Annotated in this window: 23 protein-coding genes; 6 read left to right on the forward strand and 17 right to left on the reverse strand. The window is 37.6% G+C overall.

Features of this window, described 5'->3' with window-relative positions; genetic code table 11:
- Positions 1–10: 10 nt before the first annotated feature.
- The 7 genes from ACY2V1_RS06805 to ACY2V1_RS06835 all read right to left on the reverse strand — a co-directional run bounded on the left by ACY2V1_RS06805 (position 11) and on the right by ACY2V1_RS06835 (position 5747).
- Positions 11–1174: an acyl-CoA dehydrogenase family protein gene (locus ACY2V1_RS06805; RefSeq protein ID WP_461834042.1), complete on the reverse strand. Its 1164-nt coding sequence runs from the start codon at positions 1172–1174 to the stop codon at positions 11–13.
- Between the two features lie 122 nt (positions 1175–1296).
- Entirely contained in the window at positions 1297–1881 is a 585-nt protein-coding gene (locus ACY2V1_RS06810) for a TetR/AcrR family transcriptional regulator (protein WP_461834043.1), read from the reverse strand.
- 194 nt (positions 1882–2075) lie between these two features.
- The gene (locus ACY2V1_RS06815) at positions 2076–2783 is read right to left on the reverse strand and encodes a hypothetical protein (protein ID WP_461834044.1); all 708 of its coding nucleotides are present in this window, start codon (positions 2781–2783) and stop codon (positions 2076–2078) included.
- Complete coding sequence (locus ACY2V1_RS06820; RefSeq protein WP_461834045.1) at positions 2784–3257, reverse strand: chemotaxis protein CheW; 474 nt, start codon at positions 3255–3257, stop codon at positions 2784–2786.
- A gap of 79 nt (positions 3258–3336) precedes the next feature.
- Positions 3337–4086 carry an RNA methyltransferase gene (locus ACY2V1_RS06825; RefSeq protein WP_461834046.1) on the reverse strand — a complete coding sequence of 250 codons (750 nt, stop codon included), beginning with the start codon at positions 4084–4086 and terminating at the stop codon, positions 3337–3339.
- A 9-nt stretch (positions 4087–4095) separates the two neighbouring features.
- Positions 4096–4740, reverse strand: coding sequence for a dTMP kinase (gene tmk, locus ACY2V1_RS06830; RefSeq protein ID WP_461834047.1), 645 nt, complete (start codon positions 4738–4740; stop codon positions 4096–4098).
- Positions 4716–5747, reverse strand: a complete 1032-nt coding sequence (locus tag ACY2V1_RS06835; RefSeq protein ID WP_461834048.1) for a CRISPR-associated endonuclease Cas3'' — start codon at positions 5745–5747, stop codon at positions 4716–4718. Before ACY2V1_RS06835 ends, tmk begins: the two co-directional genes overlap by 25 nt.
- A gap of 104 nt (positions 5748–5851) precedes the next feature.
- Here ACY2V1_RS06835 and surE point away from each other — a divergent pair, with 104 nt between their 5' ends.
- On the forward strand, positions 5852–6625 hold the full coding sequence (gene surE / locus ACY2V1_RS06840; protein WP_461834049.1) for a 5'/3'-nucleotidase SurE: 774 nt from the start codon (positions 5852–5854) through the stop codon (positions 6623–6625).
- 4 nt (positions 6626–6629) lie between these two features.
- Here the strand turns inward: surE and thrC are convergent, their stop codons facing one another.
- The 10 genes from thrC to ACY2V1_RS06890 form a co-directional block, all read right to left on the reverse strand.
- On the reverse strand, positions 6630–8069 hold the full coding sequence (gene thrC, locus ACY2V1_RS06845; protein WP_461834050.1) for a threonine synthase: 1440 nt from the start codon (positions 8067–8069) through the stop codon (positions 6630–6632).
- A 19-nt stretch (positions 8070–8088) separates the two neighbouring features.
- Positions 8089–9387, reverse strand: coding sequence for a phenylacetate--CoA ligase family protein (locus ACY2V1_RS06850; RefSeq protein WP_461834051.1), 1299 nt, complete (start codon positions 9385–9387; stop codon positions 8089–8091).
- A 224-nt stretch (positions 9388–9611) separates the two neighbouring features.
- Positions 9612–9977: a four helix bundle protein gene (locus ACY2V1_RS06855; RefSeq protein WP_461834052.1), complete on the reverse strand. Its 366-nt coding sequence runs from the start codon at positions 9975–9977 to the stop codon at positions 9612–9614.
- A 95-nt stretch (positions 9978–10072) separates the two neighbouring features.
- A complete protein-coding gene (gene dnaB / locus ACY2V1_RS06860) occupies positions 10073–11479 on the reverse strand; it encodes a replicative DNA helicase (RefSeq protein WP_461834053.1) in 1407 nt (468 codons plus the stop codon).
- Positions 11454–11933 carry a 50S ribosomal protein L9 gene (rplI, locus tag ACY2V1_RS06865; protein WP_461834054.1) on the reverse strand — a complete coding sequence of 160 codons (480 nt, stop codon included), beginning with the start codon at positions 11931–11933 and terminating at the stop codon, positions 11454–11456. Before rplI ends, dnaB begins: the two co-directional genes overlap by 26 nt.
- The gene (rpsR, locus tag ACY2V1_RS06870) at positions 11930–12196 is read right to left on the reverse strand and encodes a 30S ribosomal protein S18 (protein ID WP_459878176.1); all 267 of its coding nucleotides are present in this window, start codon (positions 12194–12196) and stop codon (positions 11930–11932) included. The genes rplI and rpsR overlap by 4 nt, the downstream gene beginning before the upstream one ends.
- 2 nt (positions 12197–12198) lie before the next feature.
- The gene (gene rpsF / locus ACY2V1_RS06875; protein WP_461834055.1) at positions 12199–12516 is read right to left on the reverse strand and encodes a 30S ribosomal protein S6; all 318 of its coding nucleotides are present in this window, start codon (positions 12514–12516) and stop codon (positions 12199–12201) included.
- 128 nt (positions 12517–12644) lie between these two features.
- Positions 12645–14843: a methyl-accepting chemotaxis protein gene (locus ACY2V1_RS06880; RefSeq protein ID WP_461834056.1), complete on the reverse strand. Its 2199-nt coding sequence runs from the start codon at positions 14841–14843 to the stop codon at positions 12645–12647.
- 15 nt (positions 14844–14858) lie between these two features.
- Positions 14859–15815 (reverse strand): hydrogenase small subunit, encoded by a 957-nt coding sequence (locus ACY2V1_RS06885; RefSeq protein WP_461834057.1) that lies wholly within the window; start codon positions 15813–15815, stop codon positions 14859–14861.
- 57 nt (positions 15816–15872) lie between these two features.
- Positions 15873–17405 (reverse strand): nickel-dependent hydrogenase large subunit, encoded by a 1533-nt coding sequence (locus ACY2V1_RS06890; protein WP_461834058.1) that lies wholly within the window; start codon positions 17403–17405, stop codon positions 15873–15875.
- A 358-nt stretch (positions 17406–17763) separates the two neighbouring features.
- Between ACY2V1_RS06890 and fadR the strand changes: the two genes are divergently transcribed.
- The 5 genes from fadR to ACY2V1_RS06915 all read left to right on the forward strand — a co-directional run bounded on the left by fadR (position 17764) and on the right by ACY2V1_RS06915 (position 24112).
- Positions 17764–18369, forward strand: a complete 606-nt coding sequence (gene fadR, locus ACY2V1_RS06895) for a fatty acid metabolism transcriptional regulator FadR (protein ID WP_461834059.1) — start codon at positions 17764–17766, stop codon at positions 18367–18369.
- Between the two features lie 19 nt (positions 18370–18388).
- Positions 18389–20206 carry an acyl-CoA dehydrogenase gene (locus ACY2V1_RS06900; protein WP_461834060.1) on the forward strand — a complete coding sequence of 606 codons (1818 nt, stop codon included), beginning with the start codon at positions 18389–18391 and terminating at the stop codon, positions 20204–20206.
- A 66-nt stretch (positions 20207–20272) separates the two neighbouring features.
- Entirely contained in the window at positions 20273–22339 is a 2067-nt protein-coding gene (locus ACY2V1_RS06905) for a 4Fe-4S dicluster domain-containing protein (RefSeq protein ID WP_461834061.1), read from the forward strand.
- A 16-nt stretch (positions 22340–22355) separates the two neighbouring features.
- Positions 22356–23138, forward strand: a complete 783-nt coding sequence (locus ACY2V1_RS06910) for an electron transfer flavoprotein subunit beta/FixA family protein (RefSeq protein ID WP_461834062.1) — start codon at positions 22356–22358, stop codon at positions 23136–23138.
- The gene (locus ACY2V1_RS06915) at positions 23138–24112 is read left to right on the forward strand and encodes an electron transfer flavoprotein subunit alpha/FixB family protein (RefSeq protein ID WP_461834063.1); all 975 of its coding nucleotides are present in this window, start codon (positions 23138–23140) and stop codon (positions 24110–24112) included. Before ACY2V1_RS06910 ends, ACY2V1_RS06915 begins: the two co-directional genes overlap by 1 nt.
- The last annotated feature ends 49 nt before the right edge of the window (positions 24113–24161 follow it).

Consider the following 24161-nt stretch of genomic DNA (forward strand, 5'->3'; position numbering starts at 1 on the left):
TTGTAATTTTTTAATTATATTCTTTAAAAATCTCTCTTGCTATGACCAATTTCTGAATTTCACTTGTCCCTTCATATATCCTGGTCAAGCGAACATCCCTGTAAAACCTCTCTACAGGACATCCCTTAATATATCCTTCTCCTCCATGTATTTCTAAAGCTATTCTGGCAGCCTTATTTGCTAGCTCAGTGCAGAACAGCTTCACCATTGAAGCCTCTTTAATAATGGAGGTACCAAGTTTGTCTCTTAACCATGCAGCATGATATACCATTTGCCTTGCTGCATAAATCTCTGTTGCAAGTTCTGCCAACATAAATTGAATGCCCTGAAAGTTTGCAATTGGTCGTCCAAATTGGTGTCTCTGCTTAACAAATTTAACAGAGAGCTCTAAAAGCTTTTGAGCTGTACCCATGGCGCAGGCACCCATTGTGAGTCTACCCTTATCAAGTACCTTCATGGCAGTCTTAAACCCATATCCGATCATTTTATCTCCACCAATGACATTTTCCTTTGGGACAATACAGTTATCAAATATTAGCTCTGCAGTATGAGAGCCTCTGAGTCCCATCTTTTTTTCCAGCTTTCCAACCTTAAACCCAGGAGAGGTCTTTTCAACAATAAATGCAGTTATGCCACCTTTTGCCTTTTTCTCTGGATCAGTTACGGCAAAAACCGTTGCAACATCAGCAATATCACCATTGGTAATAAAGATTTTTGACCCATTTAACACAAAGTGATCTCCTTTAAGCTCTGCCCTGGTCTTTATGTTGGCTGCATCAGATCCTGCTTCAGGTTCAGTTAAGGCAAAACATGCAGTCCACTCTCCAGATGCAATCTTTGGCAAATATTTTCTTTTTTGTTCCTCTGTCCCATCAATCAAGATCCCCTGGGAACCTATTCCATTATTGGTACCGATCCTTGTCCTAAAACATGCATTGGTTTTAGAAAGCTCTTCATAAATAAGGCATTCCCCTAAAGTTCCCAACCCAAGTCCCCCATACTCTTTTGGGATTGAGATACCAAATAGTCCCATATCCCTCATCTTTTGGACGATCTCTTCTGGAATCTTATCTTCCTTCTCCACCTGATTACTGATAGGCTCAAGTTCTTGTTCCACAAATCTCTTTACTTTGTCTTTCATTTTTTGAATGTTTTCTGGTACTTGAAAATCCACTTTTACCCTCCTTGTTTATTCAATTTTCCGTCCTTTTAATGACTTAATATTTTGCTAAAACCTATGCCATTGTTTTTACTATTTTTTTTCTATCCTTTTACGCACACAATAGTGATATTCATTTAATCCTTTAAAAGCCCTTTTAAAAAAAGCTTCTTCCACTGATCTGCTATCTCCTTGGGAGATTTCTCTCCCTTAGGAGAATACCACCTAATTGCCCAATTTACACTACCAAGAAGTGCAAAACCCACAAGTTTTTCATCAATATCTTCTCTAAAATACCCTTGTCTTTTCCCTGAGGCCAAAATATTCCTCACATGAGATTCATATTTATCTCTTAAGGCCACCACATCAGACCAAAATCCTTTTGCATTGATTTTATTTATTTCCCTCAAGCTCACTGTAAAAAGTTCTAGGTTTTCACATATTAGCATTATATGGGAGTCAATGATCCTCTCTAACTTTTGGACAGGAGAAGTGTTAGAATTAGCTATTTCTTCAATGGAATGGATGAGTCTCTTCATTGTGATATCTACTATCTCTTTAAGGATATCATCCTTTGACGAGATATAATGATATAAAGAAGGCTTTTGTATTCCCATTTCCTTTGCAATATCCTGCATGGTGGTAGCACGATAGCCTTTTTCCATGAAAAGCCTGGTAGCAATCTCAAACAACTCCCTTCGTCTAGCCCTATTCTTCTTCATCTCTTTATCTCCCTAACGTTAGTTAGATATTTATATCTCAGAAAATATGGCAGCAGTCAACTAGAAGTTTTTACTTTGGATAATCAAAAATATATTGTCCAAAAAAATGGATACTGGGAAAGACAAAATTAGAATTTGGGTAAGGATTGAGATATCATTAGAAAGAAGGATTTTTTAGGAGAAGAGTCTTACTTTTAGATGTATTTTTTAACAGTTGTTATTAGATCAATCTTCATTGGACCGGATTTATAATCCCCTATAAATTCATCTATCTCCACTGAATATTTATCACAAAAAGACCTAAGTGATGGTTTTGCCATACATCCGATTAAGATGCATCCATTTTGTTTCCCCCACACAAAGTGGGGGCCATCACCTCCAGAATCGCCAATTAAAATAACTCTATTGATGTTATATTTTTGTTTCACCAATTGGGTGTTCTTTTGTTTGTCTTTTGTATCATATAATTCTAAAAAATAGGTGGATTTTATGTAATGGTTAAACCTTATAAAAGGACTTCCACTTATTATTTCAATATGGGGCAGTAGCCCCAAAGCCATTGCCCTCTCAAAATAGCCAATAAATCCTGTGGTATTTATCATAAAAAGTATGTTGTTTTCTTTACACCACTGGATAAACTCTAATACTCCAGGGTAAACAGAAAACTTTTCCATCAAATATGCATCCATATCTTTAGGGGTAATAGGGCTGGGCAAACAACGCTTTATTATTTCAAGGCCCTTTTTATAAGATATCTGGTTTGATGTATATTTTTTAAAAATATCCTGAATCTTGTTTGATAGTTCAGGATATTTAAAAAGAATAGGGTCAAAAGGCCTAGAAGGAGACAAACATTCATTCCAATCCGAAGAAATAAGGGCTTTATAGCTATTTTTTTTCATTTACATCAACTGCAAGGATGCTTTTTCTTCTTTGCTCAAGGTCTTGGACAGATCTAATAAAATAAGCAACCTGTCCTCAAGCTTTCCAACTCCCCTAATATATTCAGATTCCACTCCAGCTACTATTGGAGGTGGAGGTTCAACGGTATCTGCTGGGATACGCAATACTTCTGATACCTCATCCACAACCAGTCCAACAGTCAAATCATCAACTTTTACAACTATAATTCTAGTGGCTTTATCATGGGATTTTTCTTCTAAACCAAACCTCTTTCTCAAGTCTATTATTGGAATTACTCGGCCCCGAAGATTAATCACCCCTTCCACAAACTCAGGGGCATTTGGAACAGATGTTATGTCTTGCATTCTAATTATTTCCTGTACTTGCATAATATCTACACCAAATTCCTCGTCACCAAGTCTAAAGGAGACCAATTGAAGCATCTCTTCATGTTTTTGTTTAGTATCTTGCATATCCCTACTCCTCTTTTTTTAGGTTATATCAACACCTTTATTTATTTTAGTCGAAAAAAATAATAGCCGCAAGAAAAATTTACTCTTTACTCTTCGGTATTTGCCTAAAATACCAGAGAAACTGCCTGCAGATACCCATTAACATATTAAATTCGTTTTTCTTTAGATTAATCCTGTGGATAAATCGCTTTAAGGGTAACATGAAATAATCTGCATTATGCGGCAATAAAAAGTCTATTTCTCTAAGTACTTTTTTTAGATTTTCAAATAATAATTGCAAATCCTTATGAGTTGCATATTTAGTTAGATCTTTTTCTAAATTGGTCTTACTCCAGTTGTGATAGGATATTTTATTAAAACATTCATATAAGATAATTAATACTGCCTGTGCCACATTAAGGGACCATGCCCCTGGATCTGTTGGAATTGTAATTAATTGCCCACACAATTCTATTTCTTGATTCAAAAGTCCTGTGTCCTCTGATCCAAAAACAATGGCTACTTTTCTTCCCTCAGCTACATCTTTAGCAATCTCAGATGCAGCCTGTTTGGGAAGTAATATCCTCTTTCTCCATCCCCCTGTCCTGGCAGTGGTACCATAGACCTTATTAAAATTTTCAAGGGCAACATAGAGATTAGACACAATAGATGCCCTTTCTAAAATATTTTTTCCCTTAGGAGTTGCCAAAGGTAAGGCCCTATTTAAATCAAATTCCTTGGGATCAACTAATATAATCTCATTTACCCCCATGTTCACGCATGCCCGTGCAGCTGAACCAATATTTTCTGAATATTTGGTCCTGCAAAGCACCACTGCTATATTTTCCATAAAATCTCCTTACACCTCTAGTCCCAATCTTTCCTTTAACACAGACAGAATCAAACTGCCTATCTCTTCAACTGAGCCAGTAGCATCTATAATCACAATTCGCTCATTGTATCTTTTCTGAAGATCTAGATAACCTTCTCTTACCCGTTCATGGAATTTGAGCTCCTCTTGTTCAAACCTTGATTCATCCATATTATTTTTTTTAAAAAACTCATTTCTTAATCTGGCCCTTTTAATACCTATTTCTACAGGCATATCCAAAACTATTGTAATATCTGGCCAGAGTCCATAACAGGCAAAATCACATAGCTGATATACAAAATCTGTGTCCAGTCCCCTTCCATATCCCTGATAAGCAATAGTAGAGTCATTAAATCTATCTACAATTATAATCTTATTATCTCGAACAGCAGGCATAATTTTATCTTTTACGTGCTGTGCCCTGGCTGCAAGATACATAAATAACTCAGATCTCTGATCTAAATCTTTGTTTTTAGAATCCAGCAATATCTTCCTTAGATCATCACCCAAAGCACAACCCCCAGGTTCCCTAGAATACACAACTTCAAACCCTGCGTTTTTTAAAGTCTTAGCAAGTAATCTGCTCTGGGTGCTTTTACCTGATCCTTCTATTCCTTCAAAGGCAATGAACATCCCTCTATGGACCTCCGCTTTTTCTCTTTTGCTCCTTTAATAAATTCATTTGTATGTACAGGTCTAAATATCTTTCTTTCTAAAAAACGCTGGTACTTTGACCAATTTTCCTGTTCATCTTCCATGTCATCAATAAGAGTGCCTACCATATTTAATTTTGCATCTATGTTATCGGCAAAGTGTACTATTAGTGCTTCCCTGGTTTTCGGCCTTTTGGGAGAGCCAAATTCATATTCACCATGGTGAGAAAGTATAATATGTTTTAAATGCATTATTAAATCATTACTAAGACCTTTTATTTTATTTAAAAAGGGTTCTATCAATAAAACAGACATAACAACATGGCCAATTAACTGACCTTTATCAGTGTAGTCCAGAGAAATTTTACCTTCAAACTCTTCAATTTTTCCTATATCATGAAGCACTGCCCCAACAAGTAAAATTTCCCTATCAATTTCAGGATAAAGTTCTGCTATGTTTAAACACAATTTACACACATTTAAGGTATGTTCCAAAAGTCCTCCCCTATATGCATGATGGATACTTTTTGCAGCTGGTGCATTCATAAACCTTTGTCTAATATCCTTGTCTTTTAAAATCATCCCAATAAGCTTATTCCATGGCCTGTATTTTAAGTTCTTAAAACACAACTCCTCTAATTCATTCATGAGCTTCTCAGGTGGAATTTTTGTTGTGGGGATAAAATCTTCAATATCTATTTCATCTTCAACAACTACTTTAAGTCCTTGCACTATTATCTGTAGGTTATTTCTAAAGGAATCCACATATCCTCTTACTTTAACAAAACTTTCTTCATTAATTGTATCATATTGACCACTTTGAGGATACCATATTTTTGCTGGAATCCTGCCTGTCTTATCCTGAAATTCCAAATCCCAATAAGGGCCGTTTTTAGATGATCCCTGTCTTGCCTTTGTCACAATGAATATATCATCCACCTTCTCCCCTATTTTTAGCTCACTAATAAATTTCTTTTTTACTTCCATAACTCTTGCCAAATAAAAAGTTGTTCATTAAGCTTTCCAAAAAATAACACCTCTTACCAAAACATGATTGAAAATTTGTAACCAAAATATAGAGCAAGGTAAAGATGGAAATTGTGCTTACTAACGACGACGGTATCTGGGCCATTGGGCTCAGGACGCTTTATAAAAGCTTAATTAACGCCGGCCATCGAGTCCATGTAATAGCACCTCTTACAGAACAATCAGCTGTTGGACACGCAGTGACCCTGTCTAATCCAATCAGGATAAAATATGTAAAAAACAGCAATTTTCAGGGTATAGGAGTATCGGGTACACCTGTTGACTGTGTAAAACTGGCACTGACAAAAATTTTAAAAAATCCCCCGGATTTACTTGTATCTGGAATAAATAATGGTGCTAATGTTGGAGTGGATATTTTGTATTCAGGTACAGTGGCAGCAGCAACAGAAGCAGCCTTAGCTGGAGTTAGTGCACTTGCTGTGTCTATAGATAACTTTTCTCCAACAGACGTGAATGATCAAGCAGAATTTGTGTGTCGATTAATAAAAAAAATTGACTGGAAAAAATTCAAAAACAGGGTTTTAAACTTAAATTTTCCAGACCTACCATTAAATAAGGTCAAAGGAATAAAAGTATGTCCACAGACCCAAGCTATTTATAAGGACTGGTATGAGGAAAGGATTGATCCCCGCGGAAAACCCTATTTCTGGTTATGCGGATACATCCCAGAAGAAAATTTATCTCCAAAATCAGACAGGGCCTATTTATCAAAAGGATATATCACCCTTACCCCGCTAAACTTTGACTTTACTGATAACTCGCTTTTAGAACAACTTAAATATAGTAACGTTGAAAATACAGTCTTAGGAAAAAAGTAATATTTTATCTTTTCTCTTCAAGACCTAGCTCTTTTACTATATTTTCAACTGCCTTTTGATAGAATGTATCTTTAGATAAGGATTTCTTTTCTGAGACATCTAAAATCAATTTGGGAAAATTTTTGAGCTCATCTTTTGGAACTATTTCATAATCTTGTGGAAAGGAGTCATCAAAATACATTTGCTGAAATTTTAGAAATTTCAATGAATGGGCAGTTGCATCCAATACACACACCTCATCTTTTTCTATGAGATTTAATTCCTTGGCCTTTAACATCCCAGCAAAACACTCACCTCCTTGAGTACATGCTATATGTCCATATTTATTTACAATTAACATTCCCTCAATAATCTGTTGTTCCTCCACTTGTACCACATAGAATACACCACCAAGGGATTCATATTTATCTACTAGTTCTTTTACCCTTGGAAAAGAGACAGGGTTACCAATCATTGCAGCCTGGGCTACTGATGGTCTTACTGATACAGGTTCGTATTTTCTATCTCCCTTGTCCATGGAATAAAACCTGTACACTGGGTCTGCATGGGATGATTGCACGCCTATTATTTTTGGCAATGAATTTATTATTTGAAGGTCATACAATTTTATAAAACCAGATATAATTGCAGCGATATTTCCAGCATTACCAATTGGGACAAAAACAACTTTTCCTGCTACATCCCAGTCAAACCACTGGGCTATTTCAAATGAATAAGATTCTTGTCCTAAGATGCGCCAGCTATTTTTTGAATTTAATAGTGCAACATTATAATTATCTGCAAGGTATTCAACTACCTTCATACAGTCATCAAATACCCCTGGAAGTTCAAGTACAAATGCCCCACTACCAAGGGGTTGAGCAAGCTGCTCTGGGGTGACTTTACCGTGGGGAAGCAAGACCACGCTTTTGATTGGATCTCCCACATATGCACCATACATGGCTGCAGATGCAGACGTGTCACCTGTAGATGCACAAATGGCTAAAATATTTTTATACCCTTTTTCCCTAACTAAATGGCTCAAAAAACTAAAGGCACACGCCATTCCTCTGTCTTTAAATGAAGCACTGGGATTTTGCCCTTCATTTTTATAAGCAAAGTTAATTCCAACATATTTTTGAAAATTATTAGAAGCAAATACAATTGGTGTATTGCCCTCGCCAAGATAGACAATATCTTCTTTTTCCAAAATCGGGGCCATTAATTCATAAAATCTAAAGATTCCCCTTAGTTCATAAATTTTGGTCTTTGCCCTCTCATCAAAGATCTCCCTCCACTTTTTACCTGAAATCTTTTTTAGTTCATCAAACTTTCTATCTTTTAATAGAAAAACACCCTTACATTTAGGGCATGTATAGAGAAGCTCTTCACTGTCAAATCTTGCTCCGCATACCTGACACACATATTCAAGTTCCCCTCTATATGCTGGAAAAGTCCCTGACATAATGTATTTGCTCCTTGCATTATTTTTCATTTCTCTTATCTATAACCCTAACGGCCTTTCCTTCACTCCTTGGCAGACTCTTGTGTTCAACAAGTTCTACTTTTGGAGTAATCAAGATCTCTTCTCTCAGTCGTCTTGTAATCTTGTCTTGGAGTTTTTTAAGCTCACGCATATCTTCAACAAAGTATTCATCCTTTATTTCAACCTGCACTCTCATCTTGTCAATGTAGCCCTCTTTTTCTAGAATAATCAGATAGTTTTGTCCCACTTCTGGAATGGACATAAGCACTTTTTCAACCTGCATTGGATATATATTTACGCCCTTTAAAATTATCATATCGTCTGAACGACCTGTAATCCTGGCGATCCTTTTATGCACCCTACCACAAGGACACTCACCTGGAATAATTGCAGTGAGATCCTTGGTCCTATATCTTATAAGGGGCATTCCTTCTCTGGTAAGGGTAGTTAACACAAGCTCACCCACCTGGCCTTCTTCCACAGGCTCCAGGGTATTGGGATCAACTATTTCAAGAATATAAGCATCTTCCCAAAGATGCATGCCATTTTGTTCTGGACATTCAAATGCAACTCCAGGGCCATTCATCTCTGATAGACCATAGGAATTGTATGCCTTTATTCCGTATATTTCTTCTATTCTTTTGCGAACTTCTTCTGTATGTGGTTCTGCACCTATAAGAGCAGTCTTTAAATATAGTGATTTTGGATCAATTCCCATTTCATCAAAAACAGTTGCCAGATGCAGAGCATAAGAAGGTATTATGTGAATTGCAGTTACTCTGAAGTCTTTTAAGAGCTTTATCTGACGTTTTGAATTTCCCGCACCAGCAGGAATAGTCAAACATCCTAATCTCTCTGCCCCATAATGGATTCCCAATCCTCCAGTAAAGAGTCCATATCCACTGAGATTTTGAAAGATATCCCATGATCTAATACCAACCATGTACATACATCTGGCCATGAGATCAGCCCATGTATCCAGATCCTTCTTTGTATAGAGCACTGCTGTTGGAGTTCCAGTTGTACCAGATGATACGTGAAGTCTCACCATCTTAGCCACAGGCTCAGTTAAAAGGCCCACTGGATAATTATTTCTAAGATCCTCCTTTGTGGTAAATGGGAGTTTCTTTATATCTTCTACTGACTTTATGTCCTCGGGCTCTATATCACTTAAACGATCCCAGTAAAAAATCCCCTTTTTTGCTTGCCTAATAGTCTCTCTAAGCCTGTTTAATTGGAGTGCTGTTAATTCATCTCGAGAAAGTCTCTCTTCTTTATGTAAGTAGTCATGTTGCATAATATAACTCCTATTGGTGTATTAGTGTATTAGTGTATTTGTGTATTTGTGTATTGGTTTAGTGGTTTAGTGGTTATAGTGTTTATAAATTTGTTCACTTTTTTGCCTCATAGTTCTAATTCACCCATTAATTCGTTATTTAGTGTATTGGTGTATTGGTATATTTGTATATTAGTGTATTGGTTTATTTGTGTATTGGTGTATTGGTATATTTCTGTATTAGTCTAATGGTTAATTGTTTTACTTTTTATAGTATTTATAAATTTGTTTAGTTTCTTGCCTAATACGTCTAATTCACTTATTAATTCGTTATATAAAGCCATATTAATTAAATCTCGTTTATATAACAGATAAATCCAGTATTTGGACTCCCAGAGAGAGCCTCTTGCATTATAATAAAATTTGATGCTATCTTTATAATGAAACCTTCCATATCCTTCCGCAATATTTGCTCCAATTGAATCAATAGTCCTTAATACTTGAGAACCAATATTATATTTTAAATCTTTATCCAGGCTCTTATAAACATCCCAAATTTTATCACTTAAATTCAAAGAAATCTTATAAACCTCTAACTTCCCAAGTCCCACTTATCCTCCCCCACCCCTTACTAACCAATAACCACTACACCAATAACCAATATACCACTATACCAATATACCACTACACCACTACACCAAATCCCCTATTCCTCTCTTATTTCAAGATCCTCAAAAGCTGTACAATTGGCCAAAAATGCCAATTCCAAACTGCCTATTGGACCATTTCTCTGTTTTCCAATAATTATTTCAGCAATACCCTTTTTGGGGTTATCTTCCTTTTTATTGTACACTTCATCTCTATATAAAAATATTATCACATCTGCATCCTGTTCTATTGCTCCAGATTCCCTTAAATCAGAGAGCATTGGCCTTTTGTCCTTTCTCTCTTCCACCTTTCTATTTAGCTGTGCTAAGGCTATTACAGGCACATCTACTTCTTTTGCCAAGGCCTTTAAATTTCTGGATATATAGGAAATTTCTTGTTCCCTTGAATCTCTTTTTTGGGGAACGTGCATGAGCTGCAAATAATCAATTATAACAAGCCCCAGCCCCTTTTCACTTTTAAGTCTTCTGCACCTTGCCCTGAGTTCCAGAGGCTCAAGTGCAGGTGTGTCGTCTATATATATGGGGGCCTTGGATAATTCATCTGCTGCCACATATAGTCTGGCCCAATCTTCGTCCTTTAAATATCCTGTCCTCAGTTTTTTTAGATCCACCTTGGCCCTGGCACAGAGCATCCTCATCATGAGTTGCTCCATGGACATCTCAAGTGAAAAGATTGCTGTTGGTATATTTTCTTCACAAGCAGCCCTCATCCCAATGTTCAGTCCAAAGGCAGTTTTTCCCATACTGGGCCTACCTGCAATAATAATCAAATCTGTTTTCTGGAGGCCAGCAGTTAATTGGTCTAATTTTTTGTAGCCTGTAGGAACCCCGGTTACGAGTTCTTTTTTTTCATACCTTGCAGAGAGCTTTTCAAAGATTTCATCAACAAGCTGTTTACTGGATTTGAATCGGGGTAAAACCCTGCTTTCAGATATCTGAAATATAGATTGCTCTGCCTGATCTAAAAGGGTATCTGTGTCCTCATCAAATTCATATGCAAGGTTAATAATTTTTGCACCACCACTTATAAGCTCCCTTTTTATTGCTTTTTCTCTTACTATTTCAGCATAATGTATGGCACTTGCTGATGGAACTATTTGCTCACTTAAACTGGCGAGATATACAACGCCCCCTACCTGTTCCAACTTCCCAGCCTTTTCTAACGCATCTTTAACAGTAATAAGATCTATTGGGACATTCTTTGAGTACAGGTCCAAAAAGGTTTGAAAAATAATTTTATGGGCGGGATTGTAAAAATCCTCTGGTTTTAAGATTTCCAATATTGAATGAAAAACTGAATTATCTATTAAAATCCCCCCCAAAACTGCCTGTTCAGCCTCTAGGTTATGGGGGGGAACCCTTTTTATTAGTTCTGGCAAGATTTTTTCAGGAGAGGAGACAAAGGGCCTTCTCTCATAATTATTCACCTTGGCTTGCCTGTTCATCACCTTCTTCCTGGTACCTCACCACAGAGACATTTAAAGTGGCCACTACACCAGGATAGAGTTTCACAGGAATCTGATATTCACCAAGTGATCTAATTGGTTTATCCAACTCCACTTTCTTTCTATCGATTTCAAAACCTCTCTTTGCAAGTTCATCAACAATATTTGAAGAAGTAACAGACCCATAGAGTTTATCACCTTCACCAACTCTTACCTGGATCTCAATTCTTTCCTTCTCTAATTTCTCGGCCAATTCCTTTGCCTTAAATCTCTCAGCATTAAGCTTTTCCTCTAATTTTTTCTTTTCATGCTCAAATATCTTTAAATTTGACGGAGTAGCTAACATAGCCAATTTTTTGGGCAAAAGATAATTCCTTGCATATCCAGGCTTAACATCCACCACCTCACCAAGCTTACCTAATTTTTCAATATCTGTCCTAAGTATAACCCTCATCTCTCAACTCCTTTAATTTTCTTATTCACTTCCACACTGTGTATTGTGGTGTAGTACATAAGGGCCATTTGTCTCGCCTTTTTTATCTCTCTGGTCAATTTTCTCTGGTGCTTTGCACAAGTGCCAGTGATTCTTCTGCCAATTATCTTGCCCCTTTCAGTAACAAAATCCTTTAATATATCAGGCCTTTTATAATCCAAAGGCAAATTTTTGTCTGCGCAGAAGCGACAGAATTTTTTACGGGGTGTGAATTTAAATGCCATAACTATTCCTCCTCTATCTCAAATTTATCTTGTAATTTAACTGTAAGAAATTTAAACACATCTTCGTTTAATCTCAATTTCCTCTCTATTTCCTGAATTGCATTTCCTGGCACCCCGTACTCAATTCGCACATAGTGCCCTCTTGTATGTTTTTCTACAGGATATGCCAATTCCCTCACGCCCCAATCATCAGTTACAAGCCACTTTCCTTTATACTCCTGTTCCACAACATTGGTAAGATCTTCAAGCACCTCCTGACGTTCACTATTTCCCATGTCAGGATTAAATAAAATCAAGGTCTCATACTTCCTGAGTTTCATAATACCTCCTTTTGGTCTCTTGGCCCTCTGACATGAAATTCAGAGAACAAGGGATAATTTTTTTGAAGGCATTTAGGGTATAAACATAAAAAAAACATGTCAAGACTAAACCCCATAATAAAATTTGCTTAAATTCTCTTCATCTCCTCAATATGGTTATTTAGCTGCTGCGCAAGCCCATTTAAATCCGTAATCGCTTGAACAGACTGATTCATAGTCTCTCTTATTTCTTGAGAAATTACATTGACCTCTTCAGTAGATCTGGATATTTGCTCAGTGGTGGCAGATTGTTCTTCTGCTGCTGTGGCTATGTTTCTAACTTGATCCGATGTGGACTGGGATAGCTCTAACATTTTGTTCAGCAGTGCCTCCGCTGTTTTTGCCAGCTCCATATTTTCTTCAATAGCCTCATTAACTGCCTCAGTAGATTGCATATTCATATTACTTGTTTCTTGAATCTTCTTTATAAACTCTCCTACCTCTATTGTTGCTGACATGGTCTTTTCTGCCAGCTTTCGGACCTCATCTGCAACAACAGCAAATCCCCTTCCAGCTTCCCCTGCCCTAGCAGCTTCTATTGCAGCATTAAGAGCTAGTAAATTGGTCTGGTCTGCAATATCTGAAATAGTATCCATAAGTTCACCAATCCCCTGTACATGAGATTCCATTTCTTTCATGTCCAATAATAATTGCTTTGCTTTTTCGTGCACATTCTTCATAAGTTTAAAGGACTCATTTACTGCCTTTGTACCTTCTTGTGCCATATTTTTTGTATCGTTTGCAGCCTCGGCAGTATGTTGGGCATTCTTTGATACTTCTAACACAGTGGAGCTCATTTCTTCCATGGCAGTTGCTATCTCACCAATCTTATTACTTTGCTCATCCACACTTCGACTAACTTCTTCCACCTGAGCTGCAAGTTCAGCAGAGGCAGAGGCAAGGTTTGAAGAAATATAAACAACACTATTTATTGTATCTTGTAATTTTTCATAATTTTTAATTTCCGTTAGGTCATAAACCACATTAGTAGCTCCAACAACATTGCCATTTAAATCCCAAACAGGAAATGCAGTAATATCTAAGTGTTTTATTTCGCTGTTTATTTTAGCCTCTATCTCTGCCCTATGTATGTCTCTGGATTCCAGGGTCTTTTTGCAAACGCATTCATTTGTTTGACATATGGAAGTATTGAAATGATTCCAGCAATTAGTTCCAATAAGAGAATTTAAATCTCTCCCTATCATTTTTTGCACTTCAGAGTTCACATATTTAATCTTTAAGTCCTTATCCATATTTACTATCCCAATAGGGAGATTGTTTATAAGGACTTCATATGTATCAGCAATTTTATTTGCTCCTCTGATTAAATCCTTAAACCCACCATCCAAGCCTGACTCATCTGCCCGATAATCGAGTTTTCCATGGGATATTTCCTTAACAGCTTTGTTAAACTGAGAAATTATATCTTGAGTAGATTTTGAAACATTATTCATGGCATCAATTACCTTTCCAACCTCATCTTTGTTAGTTACTTCCATGGTTTTGCTAAAATCTCCCTGGGCCATTGCGCTAGCAAATTCTATCATTTCCATTAATGGTTTCTTTAGGGAAGTGGTTAAAATAGACCATATGACAGTTACGCCAATTATTAGGGAAATTATACCAACGATTATCGCTGAATATATATTGTTTTTCATTGTTTTAGTTAAATTATTTTTCCCTTTATCTATTATAGATAAAATTTGCTCTTTGTTCTTCTTTATCAGAGAATTTACTGCATTTTTTGAAATTTTCAGGTATAAAAGGCCCAAAAAATCTCCCACTTTCCAGTTGGGATTAAATCTAATCATATCTTCATTTACATAGATTGTTTTGTAGATATGTAAATAGTTTTGGTCTTGTTTAGTTATAAAAGACTTAGAGGACAACGATTTTTCCATGATCTCTTTCTCTAATTTTCTTCCAACTGCCTCATCCACAGATGAAAGTACTACCTTTCCTTGGCTATTAAAAAAGGAAAATTCCTCAATACCTTTTAACTTCCCAATTTGTTTGGCAACAACTTCAAACTTCTTCTCCTCACCAGGCAGCAGGGAATCCCCTGCTGCTATTTGTGCCAAATTTAAAATTCCAATACCCTGAGATTCTCCCATTTCAATAAAATTTTTGGATATCCTATCTTCCATACTGTGTAAGGAACTTGTTAAATCTTTAAAAATAACGTCAAATCCCCGTTGGGTCAATTTAACAGAAGATATTGCACCAACCAGTGCCACAAAAAACACAATCAAAATTACTGCACCGAAGATTTTATTAGATATAGACATCAAACACCTCCATTTCTAATTCTTCCTATCCTCTTCCTTATATGAAACATTATGGTATTTCTCTCCCTTTCTGTAAAAGGGAAAATCTTTGAACTTTGCAAAATAGGGATGAGAACAACCAATACATGGAGCATTTGCCCTAACACACCAATTCACCCCACCATTCCACTGTCTTCTTGGACAGGAAGTATAACTTAAAGGTCCCAAACACCCAAGTTTGAATAAACACCCCTCTTCTCCAAATTTTCTGGCAAACATGCCCTTTTCATAGTAGTGATACCTTGGACAATTGTAATGCACGGAATGCGCATAAAACATCTTTGGCGTGAGCAAGTTTTCATCAACATCAGGATACCCTTTTGCTGCCAGATAACCAAGTGTCCCTACAATGGAGTCTGGATGTGTTGGACAAAGGGGACAGTTGACCAGTCTATTTTTATAAGGAATAGATTTTTTTTCCATAAATTCTTTTACACTCACTGCACCAGTGGGATTCCCTTCTGCTGAAGGAATGCCCCCATAGGATGCACAGCTACCAACAGCTAGGATGTATTGGGCCTTTTCCAAAAAGGGTATTGCAACTTCTTCAAAGGTCTTTTCTCCTATCATACAGGCCTTTGGCATTTTATAAGGAATAGATCCTTCAATAACCAGAATATATGGGAAGTTGCTATGTTTAATGTCTTCCAGAATTTCCCATGCCACATGGCCCTGGGCGGCTGAAATGGTTGGGTGAAACATAATCGAAGCAATCTGAGTGATAACTTGTTGAACATAAGGAGCATTGGCATTTAAAAAGGATATAGTACACCCACTGCAACCTTGAGCTTCAAGCCAAAGTATTTTGGGAGTGCCATGGCTAAGCTTCTCCAACCCCCTTGCAAATACTGGAGTAAGAGCGCCAGACAACCCATAGCCAGCAACTAGATAACTTCCTATTTTTAAAAAATCTCTTCTAGACAATGATTTCATATCAAGCCCCCTGCTTTTTAAACTTAAACTCTCTGAAAAAATTTTAAAATAGTTAAATTAATGTATTGCACAGGCAAGACATGGATCAAAGGATCTAATCACCCGTGCTGCTTCCATTGGTTGTTTGGAATCCTTTAATCTAACACCAATTAATGATCTCTCCACAGGCCCAGGATTTCCCTTATCGTCCCTTGGAGAAAAGTTCCATGTACTTGGAACAACACACTGATATCTGTCTATTTTATAATCTGATATAGTGAGCCAATGTCCTAAAGCACCCCTAGGAGCCTCAGTGAGTCCTACACCTTCTCCCTTTTTTACCAGGTCAAAATCCCTGGCAGGGGCCTTGTCCACATCTATATCATCTAACCAATCCATTGCTTTTTCTATAATTATCTTTAATTCCAACGCCCTGGTTACATGCCGCCCTGCCACTGAATAAAAATCTTCTTTTTGAATATTAAATTGTTTCATAACCCCATCTAAAAACTCTCTTACTACAGATTTCCCCGGGGCATGGTAATCAACCATTATTCTGGCAAGGGGACCCACTTCCATTGGATGTCCATCATATCTTGGAGCTTTAATCCATGTATAGGCGTTTCGCTTATCTGGATCTGGGATTGTCTCACCTCTACTTGGGTGTAGAGAAGATGGAGATGAAAACCTGGAATATTTCACATCTTCTCTTATTTTACCCAAATCCAGGGGTTCATATTTGCCATAAATAATTGCGCCTCTCTTAAAAAGGGTATCTCCATTATCTAGATCAAAAACCCCGTAGGCCAAAAGATTTCTATATCCTTTTCCTATTTTCCAGTACTCTGGCATAAGGGAAAACAAGGCAAAGACATCAGGAATATACACCCTTTCAACAAAATCTTTTAACATTTGTAATCTTGACCTATACGCCAAAACTCTCTCCTCACTTGGTATTTGGGTACACCCCCCTGGGACAAGGGCTGTTGAATGGGGCACTTTAGCACCAAAAACAGCACACATCTCATGGGCAATTCTTCTCATATCCAGGGCCATTAAATAGTGTTTTAAAAATTCTATGTTTGTATCTCTGTCTGTTAAATAAAATTCCCCTTCATACCTGGGTAAAAATGGCCCCAGTGCATAGGGCTCCCCTAATTTAGAACTCTTTAGTTTATCAATTGCCCAATCCTTTAATTTAAGTAGTTCCAAATCATTTCCCCGATAACCAACAATTGAAGTGACGTCCACATAATCCAGGACACTTAAATGATAAAAGTGGACAATATGAGATTGAATATAATTGGCAGCTAGTATCAAATTTTGAAGAAGCCTACCGTTTTTGTTTGGCTTTATACCATACGCATTTTCTTGCGCCTTACAGGAAGCTATGCCTTGGGAAATCGGGCACACACCACAAATCCTCTGGGTAATTTGCTGGGCATCTAAGGGATCTCTACCTTTTAAGAGCACCTCAAAGCCTCTAAACATAGCGCCAACAGAAAAAGCAGACGTAACAATATAACCGTTTTTTCGCCTTTCTGTCTCTAATTTAACAGCAAGATGACCTTCAATTCTGGTAATTGGGTCTATAGTGATTTTCTGTCCCATAACTCCTCCTACACAAAAAATTTTATATTAAATATAGCAAGTTAGTTGTCAATTATTATCAATGTGGATAATTTCATAAAGTGACTGCTGTTAAAATAGTCTTGCGACCTCCTAACATAATTACGAAATATGCATAATACGTAACATAACTTTTTATTCTTTTATTCCATAACATTAATATTAACGACCTAAATTAACAAGTAATTTTTTAATTTTATAAAATTTTTTTGTGCCGTTTCATTAATGATTTTTTCTAATTGTGCTTGACATTTTGTTTTAAATTTTGCTAAATGGGACGTGAATGAATATTCATTCAGTATTTTTTTAAAAAAATTTAATAAATTAGAAAAAATTGCCCATGCAAAATAGAGAATCAAAAAGAAATGAAAAATACGAAAAGATTTTAGAGGCAGCGATAAAAATCTTTTCAAAGCATGGTTACTATAAGGCCACTATATCTCAAATAGCGAGAGAAGCAGGTGTGGCAGATGGCACCATTTACCTATATTTTAAAAACAAGGACGATATCTTAAAGAGTTTTTTCAATTACAGGACCAAGGAAGTCTTTGCAAAATTCAAGGACGAGGTAAAAAAGGGGAAAAATGCCCTTGATAAGTTGAGAAGGCTAATCCATGCCCATTTAAGTGCCTTTGAACACAGTCGTGAGATGGCAATTGTATATCAAGTGGAGTCCAAAAAGCGGAGTCAACTGTCAAAGGACAAGATCAAGGAAATGTCCAATATGTATATGGAATTAGTAAAAGAAATTATACAACTCGGGCAAAAGGAAGGGACTATCAGGAAAGACCTTTCCATTCCCCTGGTGAGACAACTTATGGTAGGTGCTATCGATGAAGTGATAACCACCTGGGTTTACACTTCAAAAAAATATAGTTTGTCTTCTATGGCCGATCCCTTGATGGATTTAATTGTTAAGGGCATTGGCAATGACAAAGAAAAATAATTAAAAAAAGGAGTTGGTTATGGCACAACAACTAGCAGATCGCAGGGATGTAGATTTTGTACTTTTTGAACAATTAAAGGTTCAAGAACTAAGTGAAAAGTATGAAAAGTATTCAGATTTCAACAAAAAGACCATTGAGCTAATTTTAAAAGAAGCTAGGAATCTAGCAATCAAAGAAATGCTTCCTACAAACAAAATAGGTGATGAGATAGGAGTTAAGTTTGAAGACGGCAAGGTCATTGTTCCAGAAGAATTCCACAAGATATATGATCTATTAAAAGAAGGTGAGTGGATAGGAATGTCTGAGAACCCTGAATGGGGTGGACAGGGTATGCCCCGCTCAGTGGCTATGGCTGCTGGGGACTATTTTATAGGTGCAAACTGCGCCCTTCAACTTTACATTGGATTAACAGTAGGTGCAGGACACTTAATAGAGGCATTTGGAACAGAAGAGCAAAAAAAATTATTTTTAAAGAAACTCTACACAGGCGAATGGGGCGGTACAATGCTTCTTACAGAGCCCCAGGCAGGATCAGATGTAGGTGCCCTTACAACCACTGCTGTAAAAAATGAAGACGGCACATATTCTATTACTGGAAATAAAATTTTTATTACTGGTGGTGAGCAAGATTTAACAGAAAATATAATCCATCCAGTTTTAGCCAGGATTGAAGGGGCTCCTCCTGGAACCGATGGTATTTCCCTTTTTATTGTTCCAAAATATTGGGTAAATGAAGACGGTTCTTTGGGTGAGTTTAATGATGTTGTATGTACTGGTATTGAAGAAAAAATGGGAATTCATGGCAGTTCCACATGCTCACTCTCCTTGGGAAGCAAAGGCAAATGCCGTGGTCTCCTCTTAGGTCAGGAAAATAAGGGCATGAGGGAAATGTTCCTCATGATGAATCAGGCAAGGCTACTTGTTGGCTCCCAAGGCGCAGCACTGGCATCTGCCTCTTACATTGAAGCAGTTAATTATGCTAGAGAAAGGGTACAGGGACGCCACCTTAAAGACTTGCGGGATAAGAGTGCATCTCCAGTACCAATTATTCAACATCCAGATGTTAGAAGGATGCTTATGCAAATGAAGGTATTTGTTGAGGGTCTGCGTTCCTTACTATGGTACGTGGGACTTTTGGAAGATCTAAAGAGAGTAACAGACAAAGAAGAAGAAAAAGAGAAATATCAGAACATAATTGATGTATTAATTCCAATTTGTAAGGGATATGGTACAGATAGGTCTTATGAAGTAACCAACCTGGGTGTACAGGTATTTGGTGGATACGGATATACTAAAGAGTATCCCATGGAACAGTTTGTAAGAGATTGCAGGATTACCATGATTTACGAGGGTACCAATGGTATCCAGGCAATGGACCTTTTAGGAAGGAAGTTAGGCCTAAAAAAGGGTAAGGCAATAATGGATGTAATGGGCGAAATCCAGAAGACCCTAGCTGAGGCAAAATCTATTGACGCTCTTAAAGGTTATGCTGAAGAATTAGAAAAGGCATTAAATAAGCTCGGCGAAGTTGCAATGACCATTGGTGGTAAGGCCATGAGCGCTGAAATTTTGACTGCATTTGCCCATGCTTATCCATTTATGGAAGTTGTTGGAGATATAATTATGGCATGGATGCTCCTCTGGAGGGCAGCTGTTGCAGCCAAGGCCCTGGAAAAGGCCAAGAAAAAAGACATTGCTTTTTATAACGGACAGCTCAAAAATATTGAATTCTTCACCCATTATATCCTTCCTGTAACAATGGGCAAGATGAACATGATAATGAATATGAAGGATACAGTAGTATCAATTGATGAAAATTCCTTTGGTGGTAAATAATACATTTACAAATCCTTAAATAAAGGGGGCGAATTTTGCCCCCAAAAAATTTAATGAGGTGAGTTTATGGAAATGGCATTAACACCTGTAGCAAAGGTAACTATATTGGGAATACCCCTCTCACTATTTGCGGTGCTTATTCCCTTAATAGGTATTTCAGCCTTTTGCTATATAATGGCCAGGAGATTAATTCCACTTGCAAAGGCACAACCTGATCCCAGATTTGACAGGCCTAAACAAAGGTTAAAGTACGTGTTAAAATTTTGGTTAGGCCAATATAAACAGCCAAGATACCTAGTTGCCGGCGTAATACATATAGTGATTTTCGCTGGCTTTCTTATTCTATCAATTCGCTCCACTTCACTTGTTATCGAAGGATTTAAGCCACACTTTGTTTTTCCAGGTCTTGGTGGATTTTTAGGCGATGTCTACAATTTTCTGAAGGACTATGCTGCAACCTTTGTATTAATAGCTTGTATTGTGGCAGGTATAAGAAGAGGAATCTTTACCCCAGAAAGATACAAAGTGCCTCCAAAATATGGCAAAGACCACACCTTTGAAGCTATTTTTGTTTTAGGGCTAATTGGTACACTCATGATATTTGAAAGCCTCTACAGTGCCTCTATTGTAGCCGCACAAAAACAGCAAGGACTCCATGCTGAATTTCTACCTCCTTTGACACTTTCATGGATTTTTGCCAAAATGCTAGGTGGCACATCAAAGGGTTTTCTGCAATTTATCAACACCACCTCCTATTTCATTCATGATTCAGTCTTCTTTTTCTTCCTCTGTTTTTTGCCTTTTGGAAAACATTTTCACGTTATTACTTCTATCTTTAACGTATTTTTCGCTAAACTGGATCGTGGTACAGTAAAGCCTGTAAAATATGGGGTAACTGAAGAGGAGCTGGATAACCTGCCTTATTTTGGAGTCAAATACCTAGAAGACTTTACATGGAAAAATATATTGGACTTTTATACATGCGTTGACTGTGGTAGGTGTGCAGATGTATGTCCTGCAAATGCAGCAGGAAGGCCATTAATACCCAGATTTTTAACTATTAAAGCAAGAGAATACATCTTTGATAGATTTCCTGTACTTGGAGAAATAAAACCAAAGGAACCACTAATTGGAACTATTTATGAAGAAGATGAAATCTGGTCCTGCACCACATGCGGCTCTTGTGAAGAAGAATGCCCAGTATTAAATGAATATATCAATAAAATCGTTGATCTAAGACGTGGCATGGTGGACGAGGGAATGGTGCCCCAGACCCTGCAAAAACCACTTAATGCCCTGGCCAAAAGGGGAAATCCCTATGGCAAGATGGAAAAGAAGAGGGCTGAGTGGACCAAGTCCCTTGAGGACATAGATGTGAAGATAGTAGGCAAAAAGGCCCAGGCAGAGACATTGTATTTTGTTGATAGTGCCACATCCTATGACGAACGTGCAAATGAAATAGCAAGGGCAGTGGTAAAAATTCTCAATGCATGTGGAGAAGACTTTGGTATTCTTGGCAAAGCAGAAAAGGACTCTGGACATGAGGTGAGGAGATTTGGAGAAGAGATGCTCTTTCTCACCTTAAGGGATCAAAACATAGATGCAATTTTGAACTCTGGTTGTAAGAGGATAGTAACTGCTGATCCACATGCATACAATGCCTTAAAAAAGGATTATGATGGAATTCCGCCAGTAGAACACATATCAGAATATATCTTGAGAAAAATAAACGAGGGGAAACTAAGGTTTAAACCAATAGAAGATCCAGACCTTGTATTCACTTATCACGATCCATGCTATTTAGGCAGACACAATCTCATTTATGACGCACCAAGAAAGGTCTTAGATGCAATACCAGGGCTAAAAAGAGTTGAAATGGAAAGGCACAAGGACAGATCCTTCTGCTGCGGTGGTGGTGGACTGATGCTCTTTTATGAACCACCAGAAGAAGAGCAGCGTATGGGACAAATTAGGGTGAAGATGGCAAATGAAGCCGGGGCTAATGCAATAGTTGTGTGTTGTCCATTCTGTTTAACTCATTTGGAAGATGGTGTAAAAACTACTGGATTTGAGGGTAAAATTCAGGTAATGGACCTAACAGAATTAATAGTTAAACAATTAATTATAGAATAATTAGTGGGAGGTGAGTATGGAAATTTTAGTTTGTGTAAAAAGGGTGCCAGATCCTGCGGAAAATGAAATTGAGATCAACAGCGACGGAACTGATATTGAGAGAGATGATTTAGTTTACTCAGTAAACGAGTGGGACAACTATGCTGTTGAAGAAGCAATTCAAATCAAAGACAAAGTTGGTGGATCAGTTACAGTTGTAACTGTTGGTGATGAGGAAGCAGATGAGGTGCTTAGACGTGAAATGGCAATGGGTGCAGACAAGGGTATTCACATAAATGACGAAACACTGGAAGGAACCGATGGCCTAGGTGTAGCCAAGGCACTCAAGGCAGTTGTTGAAAAGGGGAATTACGACCTTATCTTAACTGGTGCACAGGCAGATGACGGTGCGGCTCAGGTAGGTGGTATGCTGGCTGCGCTTTTAGATCTCCCCTATGCATCCCTGGTAAATTACATTGAAATAATAGATGATAATACTCTAAAGATTGGAAGGGAAATTGAAGGTGGAAATCAAGAAATTAGTGAGATTAAACTTCCATGTGTTCTTTCAATTCAGACTGGTATAAATGAACCTAGATATGTTGGTATTAGAGGAATCAGAAAGGTTGCAGGAGTTGAGATTCCAGAAATGGAACTTTCAGACCTTGGGCTTTCAGAAGATGAGGTGGCACCAAGGGTCAAAAGGTTAGACTACTTTATTCCTGAGATGGGAGAAGGTGCTGAGATCTTGGAAGGTGATATGGAAGAAGTCGCTGAAAAGTTGGTTGAACTCTTGAAAGCCAAAGGAGGAATCAAATAATGAGTAGGGAAATTTTTGCATATATTGAACACCATGATGGCGTATTAGACGACTCTGCACTTGAGCTCATTAATGCAGCCAAAAAAATAGATGAGTCAGCCAATGTTGTTGCATTGGTGTTTGGAACTGGCGATAATCTAAACAAGGCTTGTGAAGAGGCTGCTAAAACTTATAATACAGTGTGGAAAATAGACAAAGCTGATCTTACCTATCCCAATGCAGAACTTATCAGGCCAATGCTAGTAAATATCCTACCCAAAGGATCTGTATGTTTGGTTCCACATGATACCTTTGGAATTGATTTGGCCCCTGGACTTTCAGTAAAAATGGATGTTCCATATATTCCTGATGTAGTTGGAATTGATAAGGTGGAAGGTGATAAGATCGTTGCAATTCGCCAGGAATTTAGTGGACAGGTTCATACCCATGTTGAGGCTGATATGGCAAATGGTATTGTTATCACCATAAGACCTGGTACCTTTGAACCAAATGAGTCAAAAGGTGCCAGTGGCGAGATAGTTGATAAGAGCGCTGATGCTGGCGATGTAGAAGCAAAGAGAAAATTTATTGAAGTAAAAGAGGCTGAAGCTGGTGACGTTGACATCACCCAGGCAGACATATTGGTATCTGTTGGTCGTGGTATTGGAGAGGAAGAAAATATTGAGCTAGCAGAAGAGTTGGCTGAGGCCCTTGGTGGTGTGGTTTCCTGTTCAAGACCAGTTGTTGACGCAAAATGGCTTGATCATTCTAGACAGGTTGGAACATCTGGTAAGACTGTAAAACCAAAAGTATACATTGCAGTTGGTATCAGCGGTGCCTTCCAGCACGTTGCTGGAATCAAGGGAAATCCATTTATTGTAGCTATCAACACAAATCCAAAGGCTCCTATATTCCAGGTTGCTGATGTTGGTGTAGTTGAAGACTGTATTGAGTTCTTGCCAGTGCTTACTGAAAAAGTAAAAGAAATGAAATAATTAACACATGGGTGGGCATATAGCCCACCCACTTACCTAAGTTGGTCAA

The organism is Desulfothermus sp. (genome assembly GCF_053993635.1).

What these genes read in the sequence shown, in the direction of transcription:
- ACY2V1_RS06810 (WP_461834043.1), bottom strand. Translation starts at nt 1,881, where the DNA reads ATGAAGAAGAATAGGGCTAGACGAAGGGAGTTGTTTGAGATTGCTACC.
- ACY2V1_RS06815 (WP_461834044.1), bottom strand. Translation starts at nt 2,783, where the DNA reads ATGAAAAAAAATAGCTATAAAGCCCTTATTTCTTCGGATTGGAATGAA.
- ACY2V1_RS06820 (WP_461834045.1), bottom strand. Translation starts at nt 3,257, where the DNA reads ATGCAAGATACTAAACAAAAACATGAAGAGATGCTTCAATTGGTCTCC.
- ACY2V1_RS06825 (WP_461834046.1), bottom strand. Translation starts at nt 4,086, where the DNA reads ATGGAAAATATAGCAGTGGTGCTTTGCAGGACCAAATATTCAGAAAAT.
- tmk (WP_461834047.1), bottom strand. Translation starts at nt 4,740, where the DNA reads ATGTTCATTGCCTTTGAAGGAATAGAAGGATCAGGTAAAAGCACCCAG.
- ACY2V1_RS06835 (WP_461834048.1), bottom strand. Translation starts at nt 5,747, where the DNA reads ATGGAAGTAAAAAAGAAATTTATTAGTGAGCTAAAAATAGGGGAGAAG.
- surE (WP_461834049.1), top strand. Translation starts at nt 5,852, where the DNA reads ATGGAAATTGTGCTTACTAACGACGACGGTATCTGGGCCATTGGGCTC.
- thrC (WP_461834050.1), bottom strand. Translation starts at nt 8,069, where the DNA reads ATGTCAGGGACTTTTCCAGCATATAGAGGGGAACTTGAATATGTGTGT.
- ACY2V1_RS06850 (WP_461834051.1), bottom strand. Translation starts at nt 9,387, where the DNA reads ATGCAACATGACTACTTACATAAAGAAGAGAGACTTTCTCGAGATGAA.
- dnaB (WP_461834053.1), bottom strand. Translation starts at nt 11,479, where the DNA reads ATGAACAGGCAAGCCAAGGTGAATAATTATGAGAGAAGGCCCTTTGTC.
- rplI (WP_461834054.1), bottom strand. Translation starts at nt 11,933, where the DNA reads ATGAGGGTTATACTTAGGACAGATATTGAAAAATTAGGTAAGCTTGGT.
- rpsR (WP_459878176.1), bottom strand. Translation starts at nt 12,196, where the DNA reads ATGGCATTTAAATTCACACCCCGTAAAAAATTCTGTCGCTTCTGCGCA.
- rpsF (WP_461834055.1), bottom strand. Translation starts at nt 12,516, where the DNA reads ATGAAACTCAGGAAGTATGAGACCTTGATTTTATTTAATCCTGACATG.
- ACY2V1_RS06880 (WP_461834056.1), bottom strand. Translation starts at nt 14,843, where the DNA reads ATGTCTATATCTAATAAAATCTTCGGTGCAGTAATTTTGATTGTGTTT.
- ACY2V1_RS06885 (WP_461834057.1), bottom strand. Translation starts at nt 15,815, where the DNA reads ATGAAATCATTGTCTAGAAGAGATTTTTTAAAAATAGGAAGTTATCTA.
- ACY2V1_RS06890 (WP_461834058.1), bottom strand. Translation starts at nt 17,405, where the DNA reads ATGGGACAGAAAATCACTATAGACCCAATTACCAGAATTGAAGGTCAT.
- fadR (WP_461834059.1), top strand. Translation starts at nt 17,764, where the DNA reads ATGCAAAATAGAGAATCAAAAAGAAATGAAAAATACGAAAAGATTTTA.
- ACY2V1_RS06900 (WP_461834060.1), top strand. Translation starts at nt 18,389, where the DNA reads ATGGCACAACAACTAGCAGATCGCAGGGATGTAGATTTTGTACTTTTT.
- ACY2V1_RS06905 (WP_461834061.1), top strand. Translation starts at nt 20,273, where the DNA reads ATGGAAATGGCATTAACACCTGTAGCAAAGGTAACTATATTGGGAATA.
- ACY2V1_RS06910 (WP_461834062.1), top strand. Translation starts at nt 22,356, where the DNA reads ATGGAAATTTTAGTTTGTGTAAAAAGGGTGCCAGATCCTGCGGAAAAT.
- ACY2V1_RS06915 (WP_461834063.1), top strand. Translation starts at nt 23,138, where the DNA reads ATGAGTAGGGAAATTTTTGCATATATTGAACACCATGATGGCGTATTA.